Source organism: Ferruginibacter lapsinanis, from assembly GCF_020783315.1.
Classification (GTDB): Bacteria; Bacteroidota; Bacteroidia; order Chitinophagales; family Chitinophagaceae; genus Ferruginibacter; species Ferruginibacter lapsinanis.
Genome location: NZ_CP086063.1, coordinates 528854 through 544240 on the forward strand (window position 1 = coordinate 528854; position 15387 = coordinate 544240).

Below are 15387 nucleotides of genomic sequence, written 5' to 3' on the forward strand. Positions count from 1 at the left end.
TGCATATTATTGTTATGCATTAAAACACGAGCCCCCTGCTTTTAGGCAAGGGGCATATACAAACAATACAAAATCGAACAATAAAGATTTTAATCAGGTTTCTTTCCGTCTAAAAATGTGTTGATAGTGCTGATCTCTGACTGGTTATTTTCATCAGTTTTTACAGTGTATTTGCTGTAAAAACTTTCTACGTCTGCAATGGAATTGTGCATTTCCATATTGCGGCGAAGGTAAGCCGGCACGGCCTCAAACTCATTGTTAGGATCGGCTGCATTGATGTTGAATGACAAATTACGCAGCTTCGCAATGCGTTCCATAGCCCGGCGCCTAAGCTCCTCTGTTTCGTCCTGCATCGCAGGCTCCTCAACATTGGACATCATGATGGGCTGAGTTTGTTGTACTAATGGCTTTTCCTCCGCCGCTTGATGGTCTTCTTTAACCACCAATTGCATTTCCATCTCAGGTTCGTCTTCCTGTAGATTTATCTGCAATGGGGCTGGCTTTTGATCTGTATTGGATTCAGCTTTCTGATGCTGCTCTTCCACATAAATGTTGGAAGGTTTCACCAAAAAGCCACCTGCTGACGAGGCAGGTGCGCTAGCTTCGTCATTTATTTTTAAAGACAAATTTTCATTGATAACTTCTGCTGGTTTTTCTGCAGGAAGAGGTACAGTTGGCATATCAAACTCTATGACTGGTACCTGATCTTGCGCCGAGGATATTTCAAAAAATACCGGAGTATCATCGATTTTGTCCGCTGGAGTTTTGCCAGGTATTTCTATTTGCGCTTCTGCTGTTTTGTGCTCTACCAAAGTAGGCATGAAATTTTCCTCAAGGGTCGTTGCCACTTTCGGAGTAGTCACTACCGGAGCTTTTGCTTCTGGTACAGCTTCTGCTTTTTCTCCAAATTGCAACATTGGTTGGATCGCTTTAACTTCTTCTTTTGCAGCCATATCCAAGGTCAACACAATTTTATCATCTTTCTTCACTTCCGTTTCAACTTTCTTTTTTGCAAAAGGATCTTTGTGTTCAAATCCGGTTGCAATTAAAGTGATACCAATTCCTGCGCCTAAAGTATTATCATAGCCCAACCCTAAAATTACATCGGTGTCCTCTCCTGCCTGCCCGATCAAATGATTTTGAATTACTTCAACTTCATCCATCGTAAATTCATGATCACCTTCAGCAGAGTTAATGTTTATCAATATCCATTTAGCTCCTTTAATATCATTATCATTCAATAATGGCGAGTTCAATGCATTTTCAATTGCTTCCTGTGCCCTGTTTTCGCCTTCGGCAGATGCACTGCCTAAGATAGCAACACCTCCGTTACTCATCACTGTACATACGTCGGCAAAATCGACATTGATCTGACCGGTACTGTTAATCACATCGGTGATACATTTTGCAGCTGTTGCTAAAACATTATCCGCTTTTGCAAAAGCTTCTTTCATTTTCAAATTACCAAATTGATGACGCAATTTATCATTGCTGATCACCAACAAAGTATCTACACTTTCTTTTAATAAGGCAATTCCTTCTTCTGCCTGTGCAATTCTTTTCTTTCCTTCATAAGCAAATGGAGTTGTTACAATCCCAACAGTAAGTATACCCAGGTCTTTACAAATTTTTGCAAGGATAGGGGCCCCACCTGTACCTGTACCACCACCCATACCAGCAGTAATAAAGGCCATCTTGGTGTTTACTTCTAAGATGCGTTTTATTTCTTCTAAACTTTCCTCAGTTGCCTGACGACCTATAGAAGGATTGGCACCAGCACCTAACCCCTGGGTTAAATGCGGACCCAGTTGAATTTTATTGGGTACTTTACTGGTTACAATAGCCTGTGCATCGGTATTGCAGATAATAAAGTTCACTCCTTCTATATTTTGCGAAAACATATGGTTAACAGCATTGCTTCCGCCGCCGCCAACACCAATTACTTTGATGATGGACGATTGCTCTTTAGGCAGATCAAAATGTATCATGTGGATTAGTTTGTGGGTTAGTAGTTAGTATATTATAATTGGGTGTCTCCTTCTTCTTTAAACAATTCAATTAAACCGGTCTTCATAGAATCCATTAAACCTTTTAATGTTTTGCGTTGTTTGATCTTTACTTCTTTCACCTGTTCATCAACTTCCTGAAAATCTGTTACGGTCGCAACAACTACGTCTATGGGTTCCTGTTGTAAATTATTTGGCACTTTAATATGCTTAAAGTTATCTTCAAACTGTTTGTTCTTATTCTCGTAATCATTATAGCCTTTTAAGATCAAACCGATACAGGTACTGTACATTGGTTTTGCCAATTCGTCAATGTGACCACCTTGTAAATGTTCGTTCGGCAGCCCGATCCTTGCATTTAAACCCGTTACATATTCTGTTAACTGAATTAAATGTTTTAACTGAGACCCGCCACCTGTAAGGATCACACCTCCATTCAGTAATTTTGAATCTAACCCAACCTGTTTCAAATGATAGGTTACAAAATCCATGATCTCACTCATACGAGCCTGGATGATGTTTGCCAGATTTTTAACGCTGATCTCTTTTGGCTGCATTCCGCGTAAACCCGGAATAGTAATAAATGCATTTGCTTTTGCCTCATCACTTAATGCACTACCAAACTGCACTTTCATTTGTTCTGCCTGAGTTTTTAAAACACCCAAACCGTTCTTGATATCGTTGGTAATATTTTCGCCACCAAATGGAATAACAGCTGTATGTTTTAAAATACCTTCATAAAAAACAGCCAGATCTGTAGTACCACCACCGATATCTACAATTACTACTCCTGCTTCCATGTCCTGATCGCACATTACAGCCGAAGCTGATGCCAATGGTTGTAATACCAGGTCTTTTGTGGTTAAGCCAGATTTTTCTACACTACGATTGATATTGCGGATAGCATTTTTATCACCGGTGATGATATGAAAATTCGCTCCTACTTTTACACCACTGTATCCGATAGGATTTGGAATATTCTGAAAATTATCTACTGTAAATTCCTGGGGAATTACATCAATGATCTTATCTCCTGCAGGTATATATGTTCTGTATTGATCCGCTACCAGGCGATCAATTTCATCCTGACGAATTTCGTCTTCCACGTTCTGACGAACGATATCACCTCTCGTTTGTAAACTTTTTATATGATGCCCAGCTATACCTACATACACTTCTTTGATATCTAATGTAGGATTAGAAGCATAGCAGTTTTCCAGCGCTTGCTGAATAGCTTTGATGGTTTGATCAATGTTTAAAACCATACCATGTTGTACGCCATTACTGTTGGCTCTGCCAAAACCAAGTATCTCTAGTTTACCATGCTCATTTTTTTGTCCGGCTATAGCTGCAATTTTTGTAGTTCCGATATCAAGGCCTACAATTACAGGGTTTTTGTTTACTGCTTCGTTAACGATGGGAATTCCATTGTCGGAAGGTGTGTGTGGGATTTGTTCGTTGCTCATAATTGTATGTTTGTATGTGTGTGTGTTTGTGTTTTATATTTTTAATAGTCATTATTTGCTTTTGCCGGGGGCTTTTTAGGTGCCACTGGCTTTGCTTGTGTTTTACTTACCGGCTTTACTACAGCTTTCTTAACCGGGGCTTGTTTTTTTACTACAGGCTTATTGGCTGTTGCAACAACTGGCTTCGGTACTGTAGTTTGTTTGTTCTCTTTTGCCACAGCATTGACGCCTGTATTTTTTGCTGCTGAGGCATCATCCATAACAGCCCCCCCTTCATTTTTTTCCTCACGTTCTACCGACTGTTGGATCAAATCAATATTGGTTGAATTGCGGTCATTATCCGGCAACATCAACTGCATTGAATCTGCTGATTGCTTTTCAGCATTGCTTGCTATCAACTGCATCAATTGCAATGTTCTTAATGAATCTGCTGCCACATCTTCTGCTCCTCTTCTTTTAGCTACTACCTGATTCTTATACTGAACATTAATTTCACTATAATAATTCCACCCGGCTTTTACCATTGCATCTTTATAAAACAATTTTAGTTTTTGCAATTTTTCTTCCACGTCCGATGCATCTCCAAAAACGATCAGCTGAGTACCTATCTTAGGTATCAATTGAAAAGTTCTTTGTAATGTAATATCAACCTGATCTATCATTGCCATACAAAATGAATCTTTTTGCAAAGTCGTGCTGATCGCCAAAACATCTCTTAGTAAAGCACTATCGGCCTTGGAAAGCACCTTATTACTTCCCGAAGGAAAATTGGTAAACACCGGTAGCCTGGCAGAATACTTATCACTTAAAGGCAATACAGCTACCGAACTGTCAATATAAAATGTTGTTCCGGTTGTTGTAAAGACCCTTGCCATCGGCTCTCTTTCAAATATATCTACCTGTAATACCTGGTTATTATCAAAGAACAGTTGTGCTGTTTTTACCCATACATTTTTTTTCAGATCGCTTTCGATCGTTCTTAAATTAAATTTACTAACCGGCCTGCCTATTGGATTACCGCCTACTATAGCAGTAATTGAATTGATGATATCTTTTTTATCTACAAAAAAATTATTGCTTACTCCTTTGACATTTATAATAACATTAGAACAATGCTGTGCATCTTTTTTTTGTATTGCAGCAACTAATAACACGATAGTGCCAATACCTACGGACACCCATAGTGTAACAACCAACCATTTTATTATTGCTTTTTTATTTATCATTACTTTATTAAGATCTCTTTTATTGGTTGAACCAATGTATCTATATCTCCTGCGCCAGCTGTTATGATCACATGCCCGTCAAACCCTTCCTCTACATGAGCGTATTTTTCTAATGCAAAATGTTTTATCAGATTCCCTTTGCTCATTACGATCTTATTATCGTTGTGCATCCTATCTATGATCATCTCACTATTCACTCCTTCAATCGGCAATTCTCTTGCAGGATAGATCGGTAAAAGAATTACTTCATCTGCCAGATCCAATACTTCTGCAAAGCCATCGGCCTGATCTTTAGTTCTGCTATACAAATGCGGCTGAAATACGATCGTACACTTTTTGTTTTTAAATAAAGATTTTGCTCCAGTGATCAATGCTCTTAATTCTTCCGGATGATGAGCATAATCATCGATCATCACATTTTTATCTGTTTTTACTATATACTCAAACCGTCTTTTAACTCCCTTAAAATCTGCAACAGCATTTTTAATTTTTTCTTCATCAATTTTCAGATGATGTGCCACCATTATCGCTGCTGTAATATTTTCAATATTGTGCATACCTCCCATATTCAAGACAATATCTTTTATAACAGCATCTTTTATAACAACATCAAACTGATAACTACCATTGATCATTTTGATATTATCAGCATACACATCTGCTTTGTTATTTTGTACATCATAGGTCAAGTGATGAGTAGCTTTTAAATCACCGGTTCTTTTTAATCCATATTTACTCAGCAATAAACCACCGGTTTTGATCTTAGCAGAAAAATCAACAAATGCCTGTTCTACATTTTCTGGTGTTCCATATATATCCAGGTGATCAGCATCCATTGAACTGATGATAGCCACATCAGGACTCAATTTCAAAAAACTTCTATCATATTCATCAGCTTCTACCACACTTACATTATTATCGCTATTCCAGAAGTTTGTGTTATAGTTCACAGCAATACCTCCTAAAAATGCATTACACCCAAAACCACTATGTCTTAAAATATGTGCCACCATTGTACTGGTGGTTGTCTTACCATGGGTACCGGCAATACAAACATTAAAAGAGCTATTTGTGATGGCTCCCAAAACATCGCTGCGTTTTACTACAGTATAATTATTTTGCTGATAATAATTTAACTCTGAATGATCTTTAGGTACAGCGGGTGTATAGATCACCAACTGTGCATCTTTATCTATCAGTGCTACATTATCTTCAAAATGAATATTGATACCTTCCGCTGATAATTGTTTTGTAAGTGTTGTCTCTGTTTTATCATATCCATTTACAACAACACCTTTACTGTTAAAGTATCTTGCCAAGGCACTCATACCAATACCCCCTACTCCTAAAAAATAAACTCTTTGTATGTTTTTTATATCAATCATTAGATCACTTTCAAAATTTCTTTTGCGATTATTTCATCTGCATTAGTTACTGCTAATTTGCCGATGTTACTTTTCAATTCCTGTTGCTTTTTTTCATCCTTTGATAAATTGATAATGGCGGGCACCAGGCGATCTGATGCCTCATTATCTTTAATCATCAATGCAGCACTTTTATTGAACAAATTTTCTGCGTTCACCGTTTGATGATCCTCTGCTGCAAAAGGATAGGGTACGAATAAAACGGGCTTTTGCATCACACATAATTCAGTAACTGCCATTGCTCCACTTCTGCTTATCACCACATCTGCGGCGGCAAAGGCATATTCCATTTGAGTGATAAAATCATTTACCCAAATATTTGTTTTGCCATTCCCTCTAGCCTTACCTCTTTTTGCGTAGGGTTTGCCGGTTTGCCAAATAAGTTGTAAATCATTTTTTTCGAATTCATCTAAATGTTTATCTAATGCTTCATTAATGCTCTTTGCCCCAAGACTACCTCCAATAGAAAGAATTGTTTTTTTATCGGGATTCAACCCAAAAAAACGAATCCCTTCTTCTCTGCTCACATTACTTCTGGAAATCGTTTCTCTTACAGGGTTTCCTACAAGTTGAATTTTGTCAACCGGAAAAAATCTTTCCATTCCATCTGATGCTACAAAAATTATAGTAGCTTTCTTTCCTAGCAGGATATTACTTTTTCCTGCGAACGAATTGCTTTCATGAATAAAAGTTTTTATCCCTTTTGATTGAGCAAAACGCAACACCGGAAAACTGGAATAACCACCCACACCAATCACTGCATCAGGTTTAAATGATTTGAAAATTTTTTTAACCTGCAAAAAGCTTTTTATCAGTTTAAATGGTAAGCCAATATTTTTCATCAAAGAACTTCTGTTAAACCCCGCTATATCCAATCCCTCGATCCTGTATCCTGCCTGCGGCACCTTCTCCATTTCCATTTTACCTTTAGCTCCAACAAACAGTATTTCTGTTTGAGGTTGTTGTTTTTTTATCGCATTGGCTATCGCTACCGCCGGAAAAATATGTCCGCCTGTACCTCCACCCGCTATGATAATTCTTTTACTCATTTACAACAACCGGTTGATTTATTCCTTCTGATTGCTCTACGTTTCTTGCTACACTTAAAATAATTCCTATCGATAAACAAGTGAAAATAAAACTACTCCCCCCCATACTCACCAATGGAAGCGTAACCCCGGTATTAGGGAATACATTCACATTTACTCCCATATTAGCAATAGCCTGTATCACTAAAGTGAAGCTTAGTGCTAATGCCAAAAAAGCGCCGAATGCAAACGGACACTTTCTGTACAACCTGATGCACCTGTATAAAAACAACAGGTATATGAATACAATGAATGCAGCTCCGAATAGTCCATACTCCTCGATTATAATTGCATAAATAAAATCACTATAGCTATGCGGCAAAAAATTTCTTTGTTCACTATTTCCAGGGCCTCTTCCTAACCAGCCTCCTTTTGCAATAGCTATTTTTGCCTGATTGATCTGATACAGTTTTTCGTTATCATCTTCTTTATTACTATAAACAAAAGTCTGAATGCGGCTTATCCATGTAGGCACTCTACCTGCAGCAAAAATGGCCGGCAGATCCTTCGATTTATGCTCTGTTTTATCATAATATTTTACAGCAACCCCAATTAATATAATCACAGGTATTGCGGCAATGGCAAGTGTCACCAAAATATGCTTCGTACTTACACGTCCGATAAACATCAACAAGAAGCTGGTTCCTGCAATTAGTGCAGCAGTTGATAAATTAGCAGGTGCAATCAATAAACATATAATTGCAACCGGTATTATGATTGGCAAAAAGCCTTTTTTAAAATCCTTAATTACATTTTGTTTGCGACTGAGTTGACGACTCATGTACATGAACAATGCAAGTTTTGCCAGATCCGAAGTTTGAAATGTCATATTGATCACCGGCAATTTGATCCAACGACTTCCTGCATTTAACTGCACTCCAAACAACAGCGTGTACAACAACAGCGGTATTGATATCAGGAAGATGATCAGTGCAATCCTTGAGTAGATGGTATAATTTACTCTGTGTGCAAAATAAATGATCAATACCCCCAGAATAATAAAAGCAAATTGTTTAAAAAGAAAACTTTCTGTACTCTTACTGTATTTATATGCCAAAGAACCCGTACTGCTATACACCACCAACAAACTAATGAGTGTAAGTAATATTACAATTGCCCAGATAACACGATCACCTTTGGTTTTACTCACCAAATTGCCTCCCATGTTACTGATGTTAGGAGTAAAGAATTCTCGTATGTTTATTTCTTCGGGCATTCTTATGATCCTATAATGATTTTACTGCTTGCTTAAACTGATTTCCTCTGTCTTCATAATTTTTAAACAAATCAAAACTTGCACATGCCGGGCTTAACAGAACTACATCTCCTTTATTAGCAAAATGAAATGCCGACTTAACAGCTTCTTCTGCAGAAGAAGTGTTTACTATTAATGAAACGATATCACCAAAGGCTTCATGAATTTTGCGATTGTCGATCCCCATGCAAACAATGGCCTTTACTTTTTCTTTCACCAATTCTTTTATTAAAGAATAATTATTACCCTTATCAACGCCGCCCAATATTAATATCGTTGGTTTGTCCATGCTTTCTAAAGCAAACCATGTACTATTAACATTTGTCGCTTTACTATCATTGATAAACTCAACCCCTTTGATACTAACTACCGGCTCCATTCTATGCTCCAAACTTTCAAATGTTTGCAACGCTTCTCTTATCTTTTCTTTCCGGATATCTACTGCTGTTGCCGCCAAACTTGCTGCCATACTATTATATTGATTATGTTTTCCTTTTAATGCAAAATCTTCAATACTCATTTGCATCTCTTCATTTTTCCATTTTAAATGCATCTGAGCGTTTGTCAGATAAGCACCTTGTGGCAGTTGTTTACTCATGGTAATTGGGTATAGTGTTGATTTAATGGGGTAGTTATTAATATTTTTTATTGTTTCTTCGTCATCCATATTATAAATAAATACGTCTCCTTCCTGTTGATTTTCTACGATCTTAAATTTGCTATCGATATACTTCTGCATTTTATACTCATACCTGTCTAAATGATCTTCAGTGATATTCGTAAGTACAGCTACATCTGGCCTAAATGTTTTTATATCATCTAATTGAAAAGAACTTATTTCTGCCACATATAAAGGTTTTGGATCTTCCGCTACCTGTTTTGCAAAAGAGAACCCGATATTCCCTACCAATGCACAATCAATATTTGCGGTTTTGCAGATATGATAAATAAGTGCTGTAGTAGTTGTTTTTCCATTACTCCCTGTTATGGCAATTATCTTACTATCTCCTTTATACCTGTAAGCAAATTCTATTTCACTAATAACAGGAATTCCTTTCGCCCTGATCTTTTTGATCAACTCATTTTTTTCCGGAATGCCAGGACTTTTCATTATCTCATCCGCATTCAAAATAGCAGCCTCGGTATGTTGTAATTCCTCAAAAGCTATTTTATGTAGTGCCAATTCATTTTTGTAACTCTCTTTTATAGCTCCGCCATCAGTTACAAACACATCATAACCTTGTTGCTTGGCCAACAAAGCAGTACCAATACCACTTTCGCCTGCACCGAGAATTACAATACGTTTTTTCATTTTTACAATGAATTAAAAAATTGTTTTCAAAAAATTGTCTGACTAGGGATCAAACAATTAAAAATGGTTCTTCAACAGCATAGAATTTAATAGGTTATGTCTTTCAACAACATTGGATGAGTTTTTCACAAATTGGATTTAACTTGAAAAACGTAGAATTAAACCTTCCGGTCTCTTTCCAGGTTGCGGTTTCCCAAAAAAAATTATAATCAACTACTCTTTCGAGTAGATTTTTTATCTAAGCTTAAGTGTAACGATCGCCATCACTACACATAATATTGTTACAATCCAAAACCTCACCGCGATCTTACTTTCATGATACCCGAGTTTTTGATAGTGATGATGTAACGGGCTCATGAGAAAGACCCGTCGCCCCTCGCCATACTTTCGCTTGGTATATTTGAAATAAGCCACCTGAATCATCACACTTAAATTCTCTACTAAAAACACTAAACAAAAGATCGGTATCAATAATTCTTTACGTACAATAATTGCCAATGCTGCGATGATACCGCCCAAAGCCAAACTCCCTGTATCCCCCATAAACACCTGTGCTGGGTAAGCGTTGTACCACAAAAAACCGATACATGCCCCTACAAATGCCGCAATAAATATTGACAACTCTCCAAGGTTCGGTATATACATTATGTTCAGATATTCAGCGAATTTTACATTACCGCTTACGTAAGCGAATATGCCCAGACAAATTCCTATTATTGCGCTAACGCCTGTTGCTAAACCATCCAACCCATCTGTGATATTTGCACCATTACTAACAGCTGTAACTATAAAAATCACTATGATGATATACAGTACATATGTATAATCTTCCCAGCTCTTAGGTAAAAGTTTTGCATAATTAAACTCATGTGTTTTTACAAAAGGAATTGTTGTAATGGGTGTTTTAACTTTTGCAAACATGTGTTGTTTACCATCAATTGTAACTACCCTAAAAGAGTCTGACAAAAACTTCTCTCCTCTTTTTAAAACTGAGTCTTTTGAAAATGCCATATTAGGAACCTCTCTTTCTACAGCAACACTTTTATTAAAAAACAATGTAGCTCCTACAATTATCCCCAGCATTACCTGACCAAAAATCTTAAACCTACCAGCTAAACCATCTGCATCACTTTTTTTATAAGCAATCCCTTTTTGTTTTGCAATACGTTTTGCTCTTATCTTCAGATAGTCATCGATAAAGCCAATTGTACCAAGCCAGACTGTACACAATAACATCAGGCGCACATATACTTTATCCAAATTTGCCAGCAATAATGTTGGGATCAAGATGGCAAGAATGATAATAATACCCCCCATTGTAGGAGTCCCGACTTTTTCCTTTTCCCCTTCCAATCCAAGATCTCTTACACTTTCTCCCAACTGCTTTTTTTGCAGATACTTGATCAGCTTTTTTCCATATACAGTTGTTATAAATAAACTTAATATAACGGCCAACAATACCCTGAAAGTAATGAACTGAAACAGTCCACTACCCGGAAACTTAAATCCTTCTTTAGCAAGCCAGTTAAATAAATGATATAACATAAATTCGATTTGATAATTTGGAAATTTGGAAATTTTAAGAGATGTTAAACTAAGAAGCTCTATACATCTTCAAATCACCAAATTTTCAAATTTGAAAATTTTTATTTTTCCAACAGTTCAAACATTTCATCCAACACTTTTCTATCGTCAAAATCATACTTCACCCCTTTGATCTCCTGATATGTTTCGTGCCCTTTTCCGGCTACCAACACTATATCATCTTCTGCGGCAAGGTTCACCGCTGTCTTTATCGCCTCTTTCCTGTCTGCCACAGTAATTACCTTTTTTCTTGACACCACATTCACTCCGGCTTCCATGTCTTTCAGTATCACTAAAGGATCTTCACTACGTGGATTATCGGAAGTAAAAATCACTTTATCGCTATACTCACAAGCTACTTCTGCCATGATCGGACGCTTTGTTTTATCTCTGTCACCACCACATCCTACCACAGTTATTATCTGTTCATTTCCCTGACGAAGTTTTTTTATTGTTGCCAACACATTCAATAAAGCATCCGGAGTATGAGCATAATCAACTATCCCGATGATCTTATCTTTTTTGCTTACCGCATACTCAAATCTTCCTCTGGCACTTTCTAACACACTAAGCACTTGAAGTACCTGGCCTTTTTCTTCCCCCAAACAAACTGCTGCTCCAAACACCGCCAATAAATTGTATGCATTAAACTCTCCTATCAAACGGAAATACACTTCATGTTCATTTATCATCATATGCAATCCTGACAAACTGCTTTCCAGTATCTTTCCCTTAAAATCAGCCATTGTTTTAAGGCTGTAGAAATATTTTTTTGCTGCCGTATTTTGCAGCATCACTAAACCTCGTTTATCATCTGCATTACTGATAGCAAATGCCGTAACAGGTAAGCTATCAAACCATGATTTTTTCACCCTGATATATTCATCAAATGTTTGATGATAATCCAAATGATCATGTGTTATGTTGCTAAACAATGCTCCTTTAAATTGCAGGCCGGCTATTCTGTGCTGATGTATGGCATGACTGCTGCACTCCATAAAGACATATTCACAACCTGCATCTACCATTTTCTTCAATAATGCATTTACACTGATTGCATCCGGAGTAGTATGTGTAGCCGAAATAACTTCTTCGCCGATCTGATTTTGCACCGTACTTATCAACCCACATTTATAATCCAATGCGGTGAACAATTTCCATAACAACGTTGCTATGGTTGTTTTCCCGTTGGTTCCGGTTACACCTACCAGTTGTGTTTGTAATGATGGCTCGCCATAAAAATTATGCGCCATTAACCCGGCGGCTTCTGCTGTATTTTCCACCTGCACATAAGTAATTGCATCACTTATATTTTCGGGAAATTGATTGCAAACAATTGCTGTTGCCCCATTTGCAATAGCTGTATCAATGAACTGATGACCATCTGTTGAAACACCCTTTATTGCTATAAAGCAAGACCCCTTGCTCACTTTACGTGAGTCAATCTGCAGATCTCTTACCTCAATATTGGTGTTACCCATTACCGAGCGAATGCTTACTTTATATAGTATATCTTTCAACATTAATTTAATACCAATAACACTTTCTGTCCTTTCGTAAATGGTGTTCCTGCTGCTAACGACTGATTGATCACTTTTCCTCTGCCCGTTGCTGTTACTATCAACCCCATATTCTCTATCAGATAAACTGCATCTTTTAAACCCATCCCAACAACATTTGGCATAATATTATTCCCAATTGTATTGGTAGTATTCGTCAATACAATCGAATTGTTCTTTAAACTCATTTCTCTCCAATATCCACCAACCATCGAATCTGTAAAAGGAAGACTAAGTGTACTGAAGATCGAATTCAATTCATTTTTCAATCCGTAATACTTATACAATGAGCTATCCACTTTATTTGTACTTGTATATTTTTTGTTGCTTAAATACCTTCCATAAATCCTGTCACTTATTTCTTTAAACACCGTACCTGAAACATCAGCACCATATATCAATCTTGATTCATTACTATTTTGAATCACAACAGCCATTGTATACTTCGGTTGATTTGCCGGAAAGTATCCAATAAAAGAAGCCTGATAAATTTTATTTCCTTTATTGTAACCTCTGTTGTCAAGGGCTGTAACTGCTGTTCCTGTTTTACCTGCTATTGAATAAGCACTGTCAAACATTACTCTATGTGCAGTACCATGAGCGCTATCTACTACAGCCCCTAAACATTCTTTCAATTGTATTAATGTTTCATCACTACAAATTTTTCCAAATGATTGGGGTTGAAATGTTTTTACATTCACACCATATTCTCTCACTGCATTTACTAAATACGGTTTCATCATTACACCGTTATTAGCAACTGCATTATATAGAGTAAGCATGTGCAACGGAGTTACCAGCTCTTCGTAACCATGTGCCATGTAAGGAATAGTAGTATTTGCCCAGCTACGGTTGGTTGGCTTTTTAATGGTAGGCTTACCGGAAGATGCTGTAATATCAATACCTGTTAAAGTATCTAATCTCAATTTATGCAGATGTTCAATAAACTTGGAAGGCTGACTATGATAAAACTGATCCGCCAATTTCGCAAAGGCCACATTACTACTTCTCAAAAACGCTTCTTTTACTGTGATCGCTCCGGTTCCTAAATGAGAGTCTTTAATTCTCAACCCATAAAAATATTTGGTTCCTCCTTCACAATCAACAATCGAATTCATGTCTACGTATTTATCCTCCATCAAAGAAATAAGCGTAGCCAATTTAAAAATTGACCCTGGCTCAGTTGCTTTCCCTACTCCATAGTTTAGATCTTCGATATAAGTCCCGTCGGCTTGTTTACCTAAATTGGCAATTGCTTTTATTTTACCGGTAGCAGTTTCCATTACAATTGCAGTACCATGCAATGAATTATTACCTACCATCATTTTCATTAAAGCATTTTCTGCAACGTCCTGCATATATGTATCCAATGTGGTAATAATATCTTTTCCATTTTCTGCATCAACTTCTGCGCCTTCAACCGGCATATAAGCTCCTGCGATATATCTCATCAAACGCTGACCCGTATTACCTCTCAGCAAGCTGTCATAACTTTGCTCTAACCCTACATTTTGTTTTGCATTATCCCTGGACAAACCAATTGTTCTGTTAGCCAGCAGTACATAGGGATTAATTCTTTTGTCTCTGGTATCGATGATGAAGCCGCTTTTATTTCTCCCTTGTCTTACCAAAGGAAACTCACGTAATTGAGCATATTCAACAAAAGAAATTTTCTTTTTCAATGTATAGTAGCGGTCTTTATTATTGTACCCTAATTGTAATTCTCTTTTATATTCTTCAACTGTTTTATCATTAAATAAATTTGCCAGGCAAATACTTAAAGAATCAACATTATCTCTGAATCGTTTGCCATCTTTTTCTCTCAGTCCATCTGCTCCAAAATCTACATACACATCAAAAATGGGTACTGACGTACTTAACATATTTCCATCTTCACTATATATTGTGCCCCGCTGGCCTTCCAATGGCATATATTTTAAATGCAGGCTATCTCCCATACTCTTCCAAAATGCCCCCTGAACCCGTTGTATGTAGAACGCTTTGCCTAGCACCACCAACCCTAAAACCGCTATCCCCAAAAAACAGAGGTACACTCTCCACAATATGTCTTTTTTAATTTCCATTCTCTGGTTCTGCCATCCGGCAGATAATCACTATTTTAATTTTTACTATTACTTGTATCTCCTAATATTACAGGAGGCCTTGTTAATTCTTTTAACCCCAATGGTTCTACTGCTTTCGCCAATTCGCTTGCTTTACTTCTGAATATCACTTCACTTTTTATCGTTTTATACTCAAATTCCAATTCATTGATATGCTTTTCTGTAGCGCTAATTTTCCTCGCCAGCTTATCAGCATAATGCCCGTTGAATATATATGCCACCGCTAATAATGCCAGAAATAAAAAGAAAGGAATATTCCTTACCACCCATTTAGGATTCAGCAACGCTCTCCAATCAAATTTCTGACCGGCAGCCTGTTCTGATATTTTAGTTTCTTCTGACAT

At 37.1% G+C, this 15387-nt stretch carries 11 protein-coding genes; all 11 read right to left on the minus strand.

The window, feature by feature from the left end; all coding sequences use genetic code 11:
• Positions 1-89: 89 nt before the first annotated feature.
• Complete coding sequence (gene ftsZ, locus LK994_RS02220) at positions 90-1988, minus strand: cell division protein FtsZ (RefSeq protein ID WP_229761251.1); 1899 nt, start codon at positions 1986-1988, stop codon at positions 90-92.
• 32 nt (positions 1989-2020) lie between these two features.
• The gene (gene ftsA / locus LK994_RS02225; protein WP_229761252.1) at positions 2021-3472 is read right to left on the minus strand and encodes a cell division protein FtsA; all 1452 of its coding nucleotides are present in this window, start codon (positions 3470-3472) and stop codon (positions 2021-2023) included.
• A 41-nt stretch (positions 3473-3513) separates the two neighbouring features.
• On the minus strand, positions 3514-4698 hold the full coding sequence (locus LK994_RS02230) for a hypothetical protein (protein ID WP_229761253.1): 1185 nt from the start codon (positions 4696-4698) through the stop codon (positions 3514-3516).
• Positions 4698-6083, minus strand: a complete 1386-nt coding sequence (murC, locus tag LK994_RS02235) for a UDP-N-acetylmuramate--L-alanine ligase (protein WP_229761254.1) — start codon at positions 6081-6083, stop codon at positions 4698-4700. The genes LK994_RS02230 and murC overlap by 1 nt, the downstream gene beginning before the upstream one ends.
• Complete coding sequence (gene murG / locus LK994_RS02240) at positions 6083-7171, minus strand: undecaprenyldiphospho-muramoylpentapeptide beta-N-acetylglucosaminyltransferase (RefSeq protein ID WP_229761255.1); 1089 nt, start codon at positions 7169-7171, stop codon at positions 6083-6085. Before murG ends, murC begins: the two co-directional genes overlap by 1 nt.
• Positions 7164-8426: an FtsW/RodA/SpoVE family cell cycle protein gene (locus LK994_RS02245; RefSeq protein WP_229761256.1), complete on the minus strand. Its 1263-nt coding sequence runs from the start codon at positions 8424-8426 to the stop codon at positions 7164-7166. The genes murG and LK994_RS02245 overlap by 8 nt, the downstream gene beginning before the upstream one ends.
• A 10-nt stretch (positions 8427-8436) precedes the next feature.
• On the minus strand, positions 8437-9777 hold the full coding sequence (gene murD, locus LK994_RS02250) for a UDP-N-acetylmuramoyl-L-alanine--D-glutamate ligase (protein WP_229761257.1): 1341 nt from the start codon (positions 9775-9777) through the stop codon (positions 8437-8439).
• A gap of 234 nt (positions 9778-10011) precedes the next feature.
• Positions 10012-11322 (minus strand): phospho-N-acetylmuramoyl-pentapeptide-transferase, encoded by a 1311-nt coding sequence (mraY, locus tag LK994_RS02255; protein ID WP_229761258.1) that lies wholly within the window; start codon positions 11320-11322, stop codon positions 10012-10014.
• Positions 11323-11423: 101 nt separating this feature from the next.
• Positions 11424-12884, minus strand: coding sequence for a UDP-N-acetylmuramoyl-L-alanyl-D-glutamate--2,6-diaminopimelate ligase (locus LK994_RS02260; protein WP_229761259.1), 1461 nt, complete (start codon positions 12882-12884; stop codon positions 11424-11426).
• Positions 12884-15004, minus strand: coding sequence for a penicillin-binding protein (locus LK994_RS02265; RefSeq protein ID WP_229761260.1), 2121 nt, complete (start codon positions 15002-15004; stop codon positions 12884-12886). The genes LK994_RS02260 and LK994_RS02265 overlap by 1 nt, the downstream gene beginning before the upstream one ends.
• Before the next feature lie 35 nt (positions 15005-15039).
• Positions 15040-15387 carry an FtsL-like putative cell division protein gene (locus tag LK994_RS02270; protein ID WP_229761261.1) on the minus strand — a complete coding sequence of 116 codons (348 nt, stop codon included), beginning with the start codon at positions 15385-15387 and terminating at the stop codon, positions 15040-15042.

What these genes read in the sequence shown, in the direction of transcription:
- ftsA (WP_229761252.1), bottom strand. Translation starts at nt 3,472, where the DNA reads ATGAGCAACGAACAAATCCCACACACACCTTCCGACAATGGAATTCCC.
- LK994_RS02270 (WP_229761261.1), bottom strand. Translation starts at nt 15,387, where the DNA reads ATGTCAGAAGAAACTAAAATATCAGAACAGGCTGCCGGTCAGAAATTT.
- LK994_RS02230 (WP_229761253.1), bottom strand. Translation starts at nt 4,698, where the DNA reads ATGATAAATAAAAAAGCAATAATAAAATGGTTGGTTGTTACACTATGG.
- LK994_RS02265 (WP_229761260.1), bottom strand. Translation starts at nt 15,004, where the DNA reads ATGGAAATTAAAAAAGACATATTGTGGAGAGTGTACCTCTGTTTTTTG.
- LK994_RS02245 (WP_229761256.1), bottom strand. Translation starts at nt 8,426, where the DNA reads ATGCCCGAAGAAATAAACATACGAGAATTCTTTACTCCTAACATCAGT.
- murG (WP_229761255.1), bottom strand. Translation starts at nt 7,171, where the DNA reads ATGAGTAAAAGAATTATCATAGCGGGTGGAGGTACAGGCGGACATATT.
- LK994_RS02260 (WP_229761259.1), bottom strand. Translation starts at nt 12,884, where the DNA reads ATGTTGAAAGATATACTATATAAAGTAAGCATTCGCTCGGTAATGGGT.
- murD (WP_229761257.1), bottom strand. Translation starts at nt 9,777, where the DNA reads ATGAAAAAACGTATTGTAATTCTCGGTGCAGGCGAAAGTGGTATTGGT.
- murC (WP_229761254.1), bottom strand. Translation starts at nt 6,083, where the DNA reads ATGATTGATATAAAAAACATACAAAGAGTTTATTTTTTAGGAGTAGGG.
- mraY (WP_229761258.1), bottom strand. Translation starts at nt 11,322, where the DNA reads ATGTTATATCATTTATTTAACTGGCTTGCTAAAGAAGGATTTAAGTTT.
- ftsZ (WP_229761251.1), bottom strand. Translation starts at nt 1,988, where the DNA reads ATGATACATTTTGATCTGCCTAAAGAGCAATCGTCCATCATCAAAGTA.